Source organism: Oceanisphaera sp. (genome assembly GCF_048268965.1).
Taxonomy (GTDB): domain Bacteria; phylum Pseudomonadota; class Gammaproteobacteria; order Enterobacterales; family Aeromonadaceae; genus Oceanimonas.
This window is the reverse complement of the sequence record NZ_JBLWUK010000014.1, coordinates 18,111-32,153: the sequence shown is the minus strand read 5'-3', so window position 1 is coordinate 32,153 and position 14,043 is coordinate 18,111. Positions and strand designations below refer to the sequence as shown.

Annotated in this window: 12 protein-coding genes; 6 read left to right on the top strand and 6 right to left on the bottom strand. The window is 55.5% G+C overall.

Features of this window, described 5'->3' with window-relative positions:
* Positions 1-71: 71 nt before the first annotated feature.
* The 4 genes from upp (at position 72) to hda (ending at position 3,817) form a co-directional block, all read left to right on the top strand.
* On the top strand, positions 72-698 hold the full coding sequence (gene upp, locus ACN0VL_RS08255; RefSeq protein ID WP_417616318.1) for a uracil phosphoribosyltransferase: 627 nt from the start codon (positions 72-74) through the stop codon (positions 696-698).
* A 62-nt stretch (positions 699-760) separates the two neighbouring features.
* Complete coding sequence (locus ACN0VL_RS08250; protein WP_417616316.1) at positions 761-2,029, top strand: uracil-xanthine permease family protein; 1,269 nt, start codon at positions 761-763, stop codon at positions 2,027-2,029.
* Positions 2,030-2,091: 62 nt separating this feature from the next.
* Positions 2,092-3,093: a DUF2066 domain-containing protein gene (locus ACN0VL_RS08245; RefSeq protein WP_417616314.1), complete on the top strand. Its 1,002-nt coding sequence runs from the start codon at positions 2,092-2,094 to the stop codon at positions 3,091-3,093.
* A 1-nt stretch (position 3,094) separates the two neighbouring features.
* Positions 3,095-3,817, top strand: coding sequence for a DnaA inactivator Hda (gene hda / locus ACN0VL_RS08240; protein ID WP_417616312.1), 723 nt, complete (start codon positions 3,095-3,097; stop codon positions 3,815-3,817).
* A gap of 38 nt (positions 3,818-3,855) precedes the next feature.
* On the opposite strand, the gene ACN0VL_RS08235 is transcribed toward hda, so the two are convergent.
* From ACN0VL_RS08235 to rcsF, 4 genes are all read right to left on the bottom strand, one after another.
* Entirely contained in the window at positions 3,856-5,007 is a 1,152-nt protein-coding gene (locus ACN0VL_RS08235) for a patatin-like phospholipase family protein (RefSeq protein WP_417616310.1), read from the bottom strand.
* Between the two features lie 566 nt (positions 5,008-5,573).
* Positions 5,574-7,295 carry a proline--tRNA ligase gene (locus ACN0VL_RS08230; RefSeq protein WP_417616308.1) on the bottom strand — a complete coding sequence of 574 codons (1,722 nt, stop codon included), beginning with the start codon at positions 7,293-7,295 and terminating at the stop codon, positions 5,574-5,576.
* Between the two features lie 121 nt (positions 7,296-7,416).
* Complete coding sequence (gene tsaA, locus ACN0VL_RS08225; RefSeq protein WP_417616306.1) at positions 7,417-8,151, bottom strand: tRNA (N6-threonylcarbamoyladenosine(37)-N6)-methyltransferase TrmO; 735 nt, start codon at positions 8,149-8,151, stop codon at positions 7,417-7,419.
* A complete protein-coding gene (gene rcsF / locus ACN0VL_RS08220) occupies positions 8,151-8,525 on the bottom strand; it encodes an Rcs stress response system protein RcsF (RefSeq protein WP_417616304.1) in 375 nt (124 codons plus the stop codon). Before rcsF ends, tsaA begins: the two co-directional genes overlap by 1 nt.
* 218 nt (positions 8,526-8,743) lie before the next feature.
* Here rcsF and ACN0VL_RS08215 point away from each other — a divergent pair, with 218 nt between their 5' ends.
* On the top strand, positions 8,744-10,180 hold the full coding sequence (locus ACN0VL_RS08215) for an MBL fold metallo-hydrolase (RefSeq protein ID WP_417616302.1): 1,437 nt from the start codon (positions 8,744-8,746) through the stop codon (positions 10,178-10,180).
* A gap of 513 nt (positions 10,181-10,693) precedes the next feature.
* On the opposite strand, the gene ACN0VL_RS08210 is transcribed toward ACN0VL_RS08215, so the two are convergent.
* Positions 10,694-10,885 carry a DUF3545 family protein gene (locus ACN0VL_RS08210; RefSeq protein WP_417616301.1) on the bottom strand — a complete coding sequence of 64 codons (192 nt, stop codon included), beginning with the start codon at positions 10,883-10,885 and terminating at the stop codon, positions 10,694-10,696.
* Between the two features lie 394 nt (positions 10,886-11,279).
* Positions 11,280-12,239, bottom strand: a complete 960-nt coding sequence (tal, locus tag ACN0VL_RS08205) for a transaldolase (protein WP_417616299.1) — start codon at positions 12,237-12,239, stop codon at positions 11,280-11,282.
* 362 nt (positions 12,240-12,601) lie between these two features.
* Between tal and ACN0VL_RS08200 the strand changes: the two genes are divergently transcribed.
* On the top strand, positions 12,602-14,029 hold the full coding sequence (locus ACN0VL_RS08200; protein WP_417616297.1) for an alanine/glycine:cation symporter family protein: 1,428 nt from the start codon (positions 12,602-12,604) through the stop codon (positions 14,027-14,029).
* Positions 14,030-14,043 lie beyond the last annotated feature (14 nt).

Genomic DNA, 14,043 nt, shown 5'->3' with positions numbered 1-14,043 from the left:
CCTTTGTACGCTATTTTATGCTAACATTTCGCGGTTTTTTTGTGCATCGCCTAAGTCGGGAGAATACGTGAATGAAAGTCGTTGAGGTTAAACACCCTTTGGTGAAACACAAGCTGGGTCTAATGCGCGAGGTCGACATTAGTACCAAACGTTTTCGCGAGCTGGCAAAAGAAGTAGGCAGCTTGCTGACGTATGAAGCGACTGCCGATTTTGACACCGAAAAAACGACCATCCAGGGCTGGAGCGGTGCCACCGAGGTTGATCAGCTGAAAGGCAAGAAGGTCACGGTCGTGCCTATCTTGCGTGCCGGTCTTGGCATGATGGACGGCGTGCTCGAGCACATGCCCAGTGCCCGCGTCAGTGTGGTCGGTGTATACAGAGATGAAGAAACCCTGCAGCCGGTACACTACTTCAACAAGCTGGTCAGCCACATAGATGAACGCCTGGCGTTAATTGTCGACCCCATGCTGGCCACCGGTGGCTCCATGATCGCCACCATCGACTTGTTAAAGGAAAAAGGCTGTCAGCATTTTAAAGTCATCGTTCTGGTGGCCGCCCCCGAGGGGATCGAGGCACTCGAGGCCGCGCACCCGGATGTTGAGCTGTATTGTGCATCTGTTGATGAGCGGCTCGATGAAAATGGTTATATCATTCCTGGCCTCGGCGATGCCGGCGACAAGATATTTGGTACCAAATAAATACTATGTGAGTTAAAACCGGCGCAGGCCGGTTTTTTTCTGTTTGAACAAGGTAAAGAAAGATGAGTTCAGTAGAACAACCCAAGATATTGACGGGGCATGCCAGTGCCGCCAATACCCCACTGCGCCGGGCGCTGGCCGGCTCGCAAATGCTGTTTGTGGCGTTTGGCGCCCTGGTGCTCATGCCATTGATTACCGGGTTAGACCCTAACGTAGCCCTGTTTACGGCGGGGTTCGGCACCCTGATTTTTCAGGTGTGTACCAAACGGCAGGTGCCTATTTTTCTGGCTTCATCCTTTGCCTTTATCGCCCCTATTTTATATGGCGTACAAACCTGGGGCATCCCCGCGACTATGAGTGGCCTGATGGCGGCGGGGGTCATGTATGTGTTGCTCAGCCAGCTGGTGCGCTGGCGCGGAACGGCCTTGTTAACCCGGTTGCTGCCCCCCGTGGTAGTGGGGCCGGTGATCATGGTGATTGGCCTGGGGCTGGCGCCCATGGCGGTTAACATGGCCATTGGCAAGGCGGGGGACGGCTCGGTCGAACTCATCCCCCATGATATTGCGCTCTGGCTGTCGCTGCCGGCCCTGATCACCACCTTGCTGGTGTCGACCATGGCCAAAGGCGTGTTTCGTCTGGTGCCCATTACGGCGGGTATTGCCGTGGGATATGCCATGGCGCTGTGGTTTGGGGTGGTGGACTTTTCTCCGGTGAAAGAGGCGGCCTGGCTATCCATGCCCGACTTTGTGGCGCCCGAGTGGCACTGGCAGGCGGTGCTGTTCATGTTGCCGGTGGCCATTGCGCCAGCCATTGAACATATAGGTGATATTCTGGCCATCAGTTCGGTGACCGGCAAAGACTACCTCAAGAAGCCGGGTCTGCATCGTACCCTGCTGGGTGACGGCCTGGCCACCATAGGCGCCTCCAGTTTTGGTGGCCCGCCCAACACCACCTACTCCGAAGTGACCGGCGCCGTTATGCTGACCAAAAACTTCAACCCGGTGATCATGACCTGGGCGGCAGGCTTTGCCATCGTGCTGGCGTTTGTCGGCAAGTTTGGTGCCCTGATGCTGAGCATTCCCACGCCGGTGATGGGCGGCATCATGATTTTGTTATTCGGCTCCATTGCCACCGTGGGCTTGAACAGCCTGATCAAGCATCAGGTGGATTTATCCCAGGCCCGCAATCTGTGCATAGTGGCGGTGATTCTTATCTTCGGCATTGGCGGCATGGCCTTCGGCATTGGCGGCTTCAGTCTGCAGGGCATCAGCCTGTGTGGCATAGTGGGTATTCTGTTGAACCTGATTTTGCCCAAAGCCAAGCCGCATTGAGTCTGGTTTGAACAAGGCTCAGTGGTTATCATGGACGCACGCTTTTTAATAATGGCAAACAAATGGTAAAGAAGTTGCTTTTGGCGGCGCTGTGGGGTGTTTCTGCGCTTGCCACAGCCCAGTCGGTATTTGAAGTGACGCTCAACCCGGCTCCCTACAGCCGGGACGAAGCGCGAATGCAGGCATTGGACATAGTACTGACTCGCCTCGGTGGTGAGCAGGCCAGGCAGTCCTGGGTGCAAGAAGAGGCCCGCAGTGAGATAACCCGTTACCTGCAAAGCGAGTCGTCGGGCCCGGGTTATCAGGCTGAGTTCAATCGTCAGGAGCTGGAAGCACTGCTGACCAGTGCCGGCTTGCCCTTTGTCACGTCGGCCAGGCCCAGCCTGCTGGTTTGGCTGCGCCAAGATGGTCAGGTGCGCAATGAAGCCAGTCGCAGCTGGAAAGCCGCCGCCGAACGCTACCAGCAGCCACTGCTCTGGCCCCTGTGGGATTTGGAAGAGCACATGGCGTTAAACAATTCCGAGGCCTTTAGTGACGAGTCGTTGCGTCGTGCCAGTGAGCGCTACGACGCCGCTTACTGGCTGGTCATGGAGCAGAATAATGAGCCACAATCAACCACAGCTGGTCGCTGGCAGTTGTTTGCGGCAACACAAGCAGCCCCCTTGCTGCAGGGCAGGCTCAACGGCGATGCCGATGCGGCAGCGACCCTGATGGCAGAGCTGAATGACTACTGGACCCGGCAAGCAGCCCAGGATCCCGTCACGCGAGGCTTGCGGGCAGACAATGCTGCACCCCAGCAGCCGCTGTTGATTACAGAAGATGGTGCCGATGAGTTGACCATACTGGTATCCGGACTGCGGCAGTTTTCCGACACCGTATTGCTGGAGCGTCAGTTGCGCCAACTCGAGGGCGTAAAGTCTGTCTATGTGGTGGACAGCATTGGCTCCCAGGGGCGATACCGCCTAAGCGTGCCGGGCTCGCGGGCGGCCACCTTGCAGGCGTTGACGACCTTGAGTGGGTTAACGCCTCAGGGTGAGCGCGCATTCAGTTGGTCGGGGAGCTAAGGTGACAAACGACGATGCAGATCATCAACCGGCCCAACTGGCATTGGCCGTGCAACTGCCGGATGACGAAACCTTTGCCAGTTTTTACCCCGGCGATAATGCCCAGCTGATCACGGCCCTCAAGAATGCCGCCATTGGCCAGGGTGACGAACTGCTTTATATCTGGGGCCTGCAGGGCAGCGGACGCTCCCATTTGCTGCACGCCGCCTGTGCCGAGCTCGATGACGAAGAGGGAGAAACCGCCGCCTATATTTCTCTCGAGACTCACCACAGCATGTCGCCCCGGATCCTGGAAGGCATGGAGCAGCAGGCGCTGGTGTGCCTGGACAACCTGGATGCCATTGCCGGGATAGAACCCTGGGAGCGCGCAATCTTCAATTTTTTCAATCGCCGCCGGGAAAAAGTCATGGGCTCTTTGGTGATCAGTGCCATTAATGCGCCACGCAACCTGGGGCTGGGGCTGCCGGATCTGGCCTCACGGCTGGATTGGGGGGTGGCCTATCAGTTAAAACCGCTGGATGACGAAGGCAAGCTCAGTGCCCTGCAATTACGCGCCGAGCTGCGGGGATTCAAACTGCCTACCGATGTGGGTCGCTTTCTGCTCAATCGCCTGTCGCGTGACATGAGCACCCTGCTGGCCGCCCTGGACTTGCTCGACAACGCCTCGTTTCAGGCCAAACGCAAGCTCAGCATTCCCTTCGCCAAGGAAATATTGGGGTTCTAACAGCAGAGGGGCTGCTTGCTGGCCGCAACCGGCCTGTATCAGCCCGTACGTTTTAGTTTGGGCTCCACCACTAAAAAGTCGCACACTTCTTCCAGCCGGGCCTGGGTATCCTGATAGCCCAGATCAATCAGTTCGCGGCAGTAACCCTGTTCAAACAGCAAGAAGCTGGCCAGACCGGTGGCATCACCGGCATTCACGCCAAATAGCCGCAGCAGCGCCCGAATATTGTAGGGCAACTTGTGAAAGTGCTTGTGGGTGAGGTCGTCCAGATTCTGGCTGGGTTTAAGCACCAGGTTGTCGATATGGCGCAGCGACAGCTGCTCGCGCTTGCGCTCGGGTATCAGCCTGATGGTGTTGTTAATGCGCTGCAGTCGCTCTATATCCGAGGTCAGGGCATCGGTAAATATGGTGTCCAGCAGGTGGCCGGCAATGTCCGAGCTGCTGGGGTCACTGGGCAGGGTATCGGTATCATTTTCATCCGGCGCCAGGCTGATGATTAAAATACGCTTGGCACCCAGGTGAATGGCCGGGCTAAGGGGGTTCAGCTGGTGAATGGAACCATCGCCATAATGATGATTCTGCAACAGCCAGGGCTTGAACACAAAAGGCAGGGCGCTGGTTGCCATTAAATGAGGCGGAGCAATAATGGCGGAACGACCCGAGCGACCGGCTCTTACCCAGGGCTGATGATAGGGGCGTCCCTGATAAAAGGTAGTGGAGTCACCGGTATTGTAGTTGGAAGCGGTCACGGCCAGCACCTCCAGGGCGCCATACAGCAAATTGTTATCAATGCGCTGAAAGTCGATGACCTTTTCCAGCAATCGCTCCAACGGGCTGCTGTCAAACAGCGGCAGCGCAATCTGACTCGGCTTGCCCAGCACTCCCCACAACAGGCTTTTAAGCGAATGCTGAATGACTCTGCCCGCCTGCAGGCGCAGCACTTCTTCGGTTTTAAGGTGCCGCCACACATATTCCAGCTTGCGCACCCCAAGATGAAAACAAGAGGCATAACAGGCCAGAGCGGTGGCATTAATGGCACCGGCAGAGGTACCACAAAGAATAGGGAAGGGGATGGCCTGGCCACGGGGGTAGCACTCGGAAATCGCCTTTAATACCCCTACCTGGTAGGCGGCTCGCGCGCCACCGCCGGTTAACACCAGGGCGCTGGGATTGCTTGCTTCTAGTTCCATGAATCACACTCCCTTTTTACCCAGTATAAGAGTTTGTCGGCAGGCCACAACGATAAGACTAAACAGTGAAGCGTGAAGGGTGAAGCGTAAAGAGTGAAGCGGACAAGGTTGCCCGAACTTAAGCAGTCATCCTGACGAACGACAGGATCTTGGTTTGGTTTTAATACGAAGGACGAGAGACCGAGCCAAGCTCGGTAAGACGGCATAGGGAGTTTTTGTAGCTGCCGCTTTAGCTGGCAGTCCCGTCTCAGCGGGATGATAAAATAAATCCAGCTATGCTGGCCCGCCTAATAAATGGGCGGGCTACAAAGGCACGCAGGGTGGTGATAATGGCGTTATTTTCCAGCGCTTACTAACCCATGTTTTTCAGATCTTATATTTATCTTTCCGTGGGTTCAGTGGATTCCGTGGCGAAGGTATTTTGGTCTTTAAAGGCAGGCTATCTAGCCTCAGAATTCACATCAGTTATGAAGCACAAAAAAGCGGCGCCGTAGAATACGGCGCCGCTGGAGGGTTGGCGGTGTGACGAGGGACTAAATCTTCCCTTACGCATCACACTTTACGTCTCATGCTGACTTGATGGTCTCGATCAACCGGGCGGCAATGTCGTCGGTCGCTACTTCAAGCTTGTCACCCTGGCGACGGGTTTTATATTCCACCACGCCTTTCTCCAGGCTGCGGTCGCCAATCACAACCGTATGGGGCACACCCAACAGCTCCATGTCGGCAAACATCACGCCGGGGCGTTCTTTGCGGTCATCGAAAATCACTTCGATGCCGGCGGCAGTCAGCTCGTCATACAACTTGCCGGCTACGGCCTGAACCGCCTCGGACTTGTGCATGTTCATGGGAATGATAGCCACCTGGAAAGGGGCAATCGACTCGGGCCAGATAATGCCGCGATCGTCGTGGTTCTGCTCTATGGCTGCCGCCACAATGCGCGACACGCCAATGCCGTAGCAGCCCATTTCCAGCACGGTAGACTTGCCTGCTTCGTTCAGTACGGTGGCGTTCATCTTGCTGGAATAGTTGTTACCCAGCTGGAAGATGTGGCCCACTTCAATGCCGCGTTTAATCTGCAGCACGCCCTTGCCGCAAGGGCTGGGGTCGCCTTCTTTCACATTACGCAGGTCGGCCACCGCAGGCAGCTCCAGATCGCGGCCCCAGTTGATGCCAAAGTAATGTTTGTCTTCAATGTTGGCACCGGCGCCAAAATCGCTCATGACCGCCACGGCGCGATCCACAATCACCGGCAGTGGCATGTTGACCGGACCCAGAGAGCCCGGGCCAGCACCCACCAGCTCGCGAATTTCTTCTTCGGTGGCAAAGGTCAGCGGGCTGGCCACCTGAGGCAGTTTCTCGGCCTTGATTTCGTTCAGCTCGTGATCGCCACGCACCATCAGCGCCACCAGCGGGGCTTCCTGATCGTCAGCTGCCTTCACCAGCAGGGTTTTCACCGTCTGTTCAATGTTTAAATCAAACTGCGCGACCAGCTCGGCAATGGTCTTGGCGTCCGGGGTATCGACCAGGGTCATTTCCTGGGTCGGTGCATCGGCACTGGCCTTGGGCGCCACGGCTTCGGCCATTTCGATGTTGGCGGCATAATCCGACTCGGTCGAAAAGGCAATATCATCTTCGCCGCTGTCGGCCAGCACATGAAACTCGTGCGAGGCACTGCCGCCAATGGCGCCGGTGTCGGCCAGCACGGCTCTAAAGTCCAGCCCCATGCGCTCGAACACCCGGCTGTAGGCCTGGTACATGTCCTGGTAGGTTTGCTCCAGGCTTTCCAGGCTGGTATGGAAAGAGTAGGCATCTTTCATGATGAATTCGCGCGAGCGCATCACACCAAAGCGAGGACGGACTTCGTCACGGAATTTGGTTTGGATCTGATACAGGTTCAGTGGCAGCTGCTTGTAGGAAGACACTTCGTTCCGCACCATGGAGGTAATGACTTCTTCATGGGTAGGGCCCAGCACAAAGGGGCGGTCGTGCCGGTCTTTAATGCGCAGTAACTCGGGGCCAAACTTCTCCCAGCGACCGGTTTCATGCCACAGTTCGGCGGGCTGTACCACCGGCATCAGCATTTCTACCGCGCCGGCGCGGTTCATTTCTTCCCGTACGATGGCGGCCACTTTATTCAATACTCGCAGGCCACTGGGTAGCCAGGTATAGAGGCCGGACGCCAGTCGGCGGATCATGCCCGCACGCAACATCAGCTGGTGGCTGATCACCTCGGCATCGCTTGGAGTTTCTTTAAGAGTGGAAAGCAAGTATTGAGTGGTACGCATGTGCTTAAACCTTGTTGAGCTTAAAAAACATGGTTGATCTTAAAAACCATGAAAGAGGGTAATTGTAGCAGGGGGGCCGGTCTGGCAGAAGGGCAAAACACCGCCTGCTGATGTTATGCGCTTAGGCCTGGTCGTCGGGCTCTATGCTGAGCACCCGGGTCAGGTGGCCAAACACTTCAAAGCGCACATTATAATGATACAGCCGCACCCCGTATTGCTGCCATTCCTGCTGCTGGCGTTTATAGGCGGGGCGCGGATCCTGCACCAGCACCTCGGTAATAAACTGCTGCAAATCTGCAATGCTGGAGGTGGCACAGGCCTGTTCGGCGGCCGGCGAAAACAGCACTTCCATGCTTAAGTCGGGTGGGTCGGGGGCAAAGCCGCCGTGGGCGTCGGGCACACTGTCGGCCCAGGGCAGATAAGGCTTGATATCCACAATGGGCGTGCCGTCTACCAAATCCACGCCCCCCAGCTCCAGCCACACCTTGTTGCCGTCTTTGCACATCTCGAGCAGGCGCACCACAGACAACCCCAGCGGATTGGGCCTGAAGGTGGAGCGAGTGGCAAAGACACCCACCCGCTCGTTACCGCCCAGCCTGGGCGGGCGAACGGTGGGCTTCCAGCCTTGGTCCTGAGTCTGGTGAAACACAAACATCAGCCACAAATGGCTGAACTCGGCCAAGCCACGAAAGGCGCTGGGCTCATTGTATGGGGCGAGCATTTCCAGGCGAGCACGGGCACTGGATACCAGGCCGGGCTGGCGCGGCACCGCAAATTTTTCCTTGTACGGCGAGCGGATAATACCAATGGTATCCAGCACGGTTTGCGGTGCAGCGGGGGATCCTGCTTTCGACATTACTTGGCTACCTTAATGGCCTGTCCGCTGCACAGCACTTGTTCTATACAGCCGGGCATTTCATCAAAGCGAATGCAGCGGTCCAGCAGCACGCCATTGGCGCCCATGTCGGCGGCACGACGACGAACACTGGCACGGGCATCGGCTTCTTTGGGAGGCGCTTCGCTGGCTTCAATCTGGCAGGCTTCGCCTTCTATCGAGCCCAGGGTCACGTAATTCAGCCCTTCCAGCTTGGCTTTGGTATAAAGAGTGACGTTATCGCCCTTGTAATAATCCTTGATGCCTTCTGGCGAGACGTTGCTATCGAAGCCCCAATTGGCACAACCCGATAGCGCAACGGCCAGCAAACCCACACCAACAAGACGCAGCTGCATAGATAAGTCCTTATATTTAAAAAAGAAGCTAACCCTATTCTGCACCAAAAAAGCGCAGCAGGTCGAATGAAATTGCGCAAAGGCGGATTTTGGCCCAATACGCTTCCCGCCTGACGCCTTACGCCTTACGCTTCTCCCTTCACCAATATGCTTCTTGGACTATGGTGAAGCCATCAAACCGAATAAAAATCCAGGGGTGGTAGGGAAGGAGCATACAAATGAACCAACAGCCAATCGCGGTGCTGCATCACGGTGCGGTACAGGGGGTGACCGGATCCTGTCACGAATTGCGCGTTAACGAGGCCGGCATATTAATTGACTGCGGCCTGTTTCAAGGCAAAGAACAACGGGACGATCTGGCCATCGACTTTGCCATCGATCATATTAAAGCGCTGGTGATCACCCATGTGCATATTGACCATGCCGGACGCCTGCCGTATTTGCTGAGCGCGGGGTTCAAGGGGCCGATTTATTGTTCCGAACCAACGGCACTGCTATTGCCGGCCATGTTGGAAGATGCCCTTAAAATCGGTTTTACCCGTAATAAAAAACTGATCAATAAGGTGCTCAAGCTGTTGAGATCGCGGCTGCGGCCATTGCCTTATGGCGAGTGGCAGAAGGTGGCCAATAGCGAAATATCCATACGGTTGCAGAGGGCGGGGCATATTCTGGGCTCGGCCTATGTAGAATGTGAAGCACAGGGCGAACGAGTGATCTTCAGTGGTGACCTGGGGGCGCCGAACTCGCCGTTACTGATGGCGCCCGAGCCGCCCCAGGCGTGTGATGTGCTGGTGCTGGAAAGCACCTATGGCGATAAAAACCACGACAGCCGAGTAGACCGGCGATTACGGCTGAAAGCCGCCATAGAGCATGCCCTGGCCGACGGCGGCACTCTGTTGATTCCCGCATTCAGCCTGGGCCGAACGCAAGATCTACTGTATGAAATTGAAAGCCTGATTAGCGAGTTTTCTGATGCTGCCGCCGCGCCCGGTTTGCCCTGGCACCAGCTGGAAGTGGTGGTCGACTCGCCACTGGCAGCCAACTTTACCCGGCTGTACCGCAAGCTGAAACCCTTTTGGAACCACGAAGCCAAAGGCCGATTAAGCGAAGGGCGCCATCCGCTCTCTTTTGAGCAGCTGACGGTGATCAACAGTCATAAAGATCACCTGAGAGCCGTGCAATACCAGGCTCGAAGCCAAAAGCCCTTTGTGGTGCTGGCCGGCTCGGGCATGTGCACCGGTGGCCGAGTGGTCAATTACCTCAAGGCCCTGCTGGAAGACGCTCGAAACGACGTCCTGTTTGTCGGCTACCAGGCCGAAGGCACCCCGGGGCACGACATTCTGAAATACGGCCCCCGTTATGAGGCGACAGAGCCATCAGCTGACAAAAATCCGTCGGCTAATGAAGGCTGGGTAGAGCTGGATGGATTGCGCGTTACGCTTAGAGCCAGAGTGCATCAGGTGAGTGGGTATTCGGCACATGCGGGGCAAGATGATTTAATGCACTTTGCTACCGCCATTACACCGGCGCCCCGGCAAATTCGCCTGGTTCACGGTGAAGAGCAGGCCAAACTGGTGCTGCAGCAAAAACTGGCCGCCGCCTTGCCCCACACCGACGTGATCATCGCCCGCGTCCAACATACAGCACGAATGTAGTAGCTGCTTTAGCTGCTAAATCCGGCAACGCCGGATCTGATGCACTGGTTCAAAGCAATACGGAACGATATGAAACATCGGTGTTGAGACGTGGCTGCGCCACATTGCACAGCTAAAGCAGTGCCTACAAAACCAACAACGAGATCCTGATGGTCATCAGGATGACTGCTTAACTACCAAAAAATCAGATCTGCCACGGAATCCACTGAACCCACGGACGAAGAACAAATGGTAAGAGCCCTGTAGTCCGGCGCTTCAGCTGCCAGTTCTGCGTTAGCAGAAAGGTTTAAACATCCCGCAGAGATGGGACTGCCAGCTAAAGCGGCAGACTACAAAAACTCCCTATGCCGTCTTACTGGTACTGAATCTTCGTCATGCTGAACTTGATTCAGTATCAGCATGACGTAGCCCCGGTATCTCGCTCTTTATATTAAAAAAAGCGATGAGCTCTGTAACATTCATAAGCCCGGCAATAAAAAAGCGCCCGGGGGCGCTTGAATGTATATCCGTACTCTACAGCTCGAGTTCGGCTGCCAGCTCATCCAGATCCAGCGTGCAGTCGAATTGCTGAAGTTCTTTTTGTAAGCGTTTTTGGTCTTGTATCGCTTCTATTTCCCGCCATTTGCTTTTTTTGGCAGGTTCACGCGTTTTAGTGCGTGAAGACCGGGTAACCACAAGTTCCTGATTGAAGCTGCTCCTTTCCATGGGGCTCTCTCCTGTTAGTTAATCAGTTGTAGTCGCAATGGGATATAGCATGGAAGGTTATAGAATAGAAGCGTTATATTACTTTTTGATTACAAAAAGAGGCCGGAGTCAAATAACACCGGCCTCTTGATCTTTTATTAAGTAATCCCGCATTACAGGTGTGGTTCTGTCGTCATTCCCGCGAAGGAACGTCATCCTCGCGTAGGCGGGGACGGGAATCCAGGGCCTGTGGCGCAGAACAGTCAGCCTGCGCTTTTCCTGCAAAGACACTGGACCCCCGCCTTCGCGAGGGTGACGAGAAAGGAAAGCTAGCCCCAGTGTCCACATCAGTTATGAGATATTGCTTAGTGTAGTAGTGAGTTAAAGGGGGTTATCCCTTCCCCCATCTATCCCATTATTTTACCAACATCGCCGTTAGCATGGTTTCGAGTTTATTCTGATCGATGGCGAAGTTGCGAATGCCCTCGGCCAGTTTTTCGGTCGCCATGGCATCCTGGTTATGCTCCCAACGGAATTCAGCTTCGGTCATGGGCGTAGGGCGGGGTTGGGTGGCACCCTTGTCTTGCAGTTTAACCACCACCTCGCCGGTTTCCTGGCTCAGTTCTTCCAGCAGGTTGGGGCCTATGGTGAGGCGATCGCAGCCGGCCAGCTCGAGAATTTCACCGGTATTACGGAAGCTGGCACCCATGACCACAGTGCTGTAACCGTGGGTCTTGTAGTAATCGTAAATCTGCGTGACCGACACCACACCCGGATCCTGTTCGGCGGTGTAGTCTTTTTGCTCGGTGTTCTGCTTGTACCAGTCGAGAATACGGCCAACAAAAGGAGAAATTAAATAGGCACCGGCTTCGGCACAGGCGCGAGCCTGAGCAAAGCTGAACAGCAAGGTCAGGTTACAGTTAATGCCTTCCTGCTCCAGCACTTCGGCGGCACGAATGCCTTCCCAGGTGGAGGCCAGTTTAATCAGAATACGCTCACGGCCCACGCCGGCTTCCTGATACAGGGCCACCAGGTGGCGCGCCTTGTTGATGCTGGCTTCGGTATCAAACGACAGGCGGGCATCTACCTCGGTAGAAATACGACCGGGAATCAGCTTCAGAATCTCACAACCAATATTCACCGCCAGCTTGTCGGAGGCATCCATTAATTGCTGGGCGGCATCCTGGCTACGGCTCTTCGCCCACTCAACAGACTGGGTCAGCAGAGGCTGATACTCGGGAATTTGGGCCGCCTTCAAAATCAGGGAAGGGTTGGTGGTCGCGTCTTGAGGCTGATACTTGCGAATGGCTTCAATGTCGCCGGTGTCGGCAACAACAGTAGTCAGCGCTCTTAACTGCGTCAGTTTATCGGTCATGATTCAGGATCCTTGGCTTGGGTCTGCATAAAAACGGAGCACAGTATCTCTCATTAGGGCCATTAAAATAAAGCCGAGCTTCCGAATAGGTCGTTTTTCGCTCAGTCCGAGCGCAAAGAATACGCGCGAGGCCGTTTTTATTACCTATGATGATTAGAGTCTGTTGAGCTTTCGAGATGAACTCTTCAGCAGTTTATGGGCCTTTTTGCTCCATTATCGCTCATATATATCGAGTAAGAAAAACAAACCAGCGTTTTTCAGCGGGCGCCAAATTTGTTACATTAGCGCCCCTCGTTGCAGCAGACCAGGTTGCAGCTGCTTGATCAAACCAAACTACAACTAACCTAAGCAGGACTCGACTTATGGATGCCACAATTGCCTTTATCAACAATTTGCTCTGGGGGAGCGTGCTGATATACCTGCTGCTGGGTGCTGGCGCGTTTTTTACCTTACGGCTAGGATTCATTCAGTTTCGCCACTTTGGCCACATGTTCTCCGTGCTTAAGCACAGCCGCCGCTCCGATGCTGCCGGCATTTCCTCATTTCAAGCCCTCTGTACCAGTCTGGCGGCGCGGGTAGGCACCGGCAACCTCGCCGGTGTCGCCGTGGCGCTGTACCTGGGCGGACCCGGCGCCATTTTCTGGATGTGGCTGATTGCGCTAATCGGCATGTCGACGGCCTTTGCCGAGAGCGCACTGGCGCAGCTGTACAAGGTAAAAGACGAAGACGGCAACTATCGTGGTGGCCCGGCCTACTATATGGAAAAAGGCCTGGGGATGCGCTGGATGGGCATGCTGTTTGCCGTGTTTTTGATTATCGCCTTTGGCCTGGTATTCAATGCGGTACAGGCCAACTCGATCAGTGCCGCCATGGTGATCGCCTTTGGTATTCCCGAATGGGCAACCGGGGTGGCTCTGGTGTTTACTGCCGGGCTGATTATCTTTGGTGGCCTGCGTACCATAGCCCGCTTTGCCGAGCTGGTCGTGCCGGTAATGGCACTGGCCTACTTGCTGATTGCGCTGGTGGTGGTAGTCATGAACGTGACCGAGCTGCCCGGCGTGTTCATGCTGATCTTCAAGTCCGCGTTCGGGCTGGAGCAGGCCGGTGGCGGTGCCATTGGTTACGGCATTGCACAGGCCATGATGAACGGCATCAAGCGTGGCTTGTTCTCTAACGAAGCCGGTATGGGGTCGGCGCCCAACGCGGCTGCATCCGCCTCGCCGTATCCGCCGCATCCGGCTTCTCAGGGGTATGTTCAAATGCTGGGGGTGTTTACCGATACCCTGGTTATCTGTACCTGTACCGCCTCCATTATTCTCTTGTCCGGCCAGTTTGAGCCCGGCTCTGGGGTAACCGGCATAGAGCTGACCCAGCGTGCCCTGTCCCATGAAGTGGGCGACTGGGGGAATACCTTTATTGCCATCGCAATTTTGTTTTTTGCCTTCACCAGCATAGTGGCAAACTACGCCTATGCCGAAAACAACCTGGTGTTTTTGGAGCACGACAGCACAGCCGGCATGTTGATATTCCGACTGTTTGTATTGGGTATGGTGATGTTTGGCTCCATTGGCGAGCTGCCCACCATCTGGGCCATGGCCGATGTGTCCATGGGCATGATGGCGTTAACCAACCTGCTGGCCATCCTGTTGCTATCCGGGGTGGTGGTCAAACTGGCCAAGGACTATAACGACCAGCGCAAGCTGGGCAAGCTCCCTACCTTTGATGCGGCCAAGTATCCCGAGCTGCACAGCCAGCTTGAAGAAGGCATTTGGGATAACAACAAGAAGTAACCGTAAAGCGGGGA

Excerpts from the sequence above, each read along its gene's own strand:
- upp (WP_417616318.1), top strand. The coding sequence starts at position 72 with ATGAAAGTCGTTGAGGTTAAACACCCTTTGGTGAAACACAAGCTGGGT.
- ACN0VL_RS08250 (WP_417616316.1), top strand. The coding sequence starts at position 761 with ATGAGTTCAGTAGAACAACCCAAGATATTGACGGGGCATGCCAGTGCC.
- ACN0VL_RS08245 (WP_417616314.1), top strand. The coding sequence starts at position 2,092 with ATGGTAAAGAAGTTGCTTTTGGCGGCGCTGTGGGGTGTTTCTGCGCTT.
- ACN0VL_RS08235 (WP_417616310.1), bottom strand. The coding sequence starts at position 5,007 with ATGGAACTAGAAGCAAGCAATCCCAGCGCCCTGGTGTTAACCGGCGGT.
- ACN0VL_RS08230 (WP_417616308.1), bottom strand. The coding sequence starts at position 7,295 with ATGCGTACCACTCAATACTTGCTTTCCACTCTTAAAGAAACTCCAAGC.
- tsaA (WP_417616306.1), bottom strand. The coding sequence starts at position 8,151 with ATGTCGAAAGCAGGATCCCCCGCTGCACCGCAAACCGTGCTGGATACC.
- rcsF (WP_417616304.1), bottom strand. The coding sequence starts at position 8,525 with ATGCAGCTGCGTCTTGTTGGTGTGGGTTTGCTGGCCGTTGCGCTATCG.
- ACN0VL_RS08215 (WP_417616302.1), top strand. The coding sequence starts at position 8,744 with ATGAACCAACAGCCAATCGCGGTGCTGCATCACGGTGCGGTACAGGGG.
- ACN0VL_RS08210 (WP_417616301.1), bottom strand. The coding sequence starts at position 10,885 with ATGGAAAGGAGCAGCTTCAATCAGGAACTTGTGGTTACCCGGTCTTCA.
- tal (WP_417616299.1), bottom strand. The coding sequence starts at position 12,239 with ATGACCGATAAACTGACGCAGTTAAGAGCGCTGACTACTGTTGTTGCC.
- ACN0VL_RS08200 (WP_417616297.1), top strand. The coding sequence starts at position 12,602 with ATGGATGCCACAATTGCCTTTATCAACAATTTGCTCTGGGGGAGCGTG.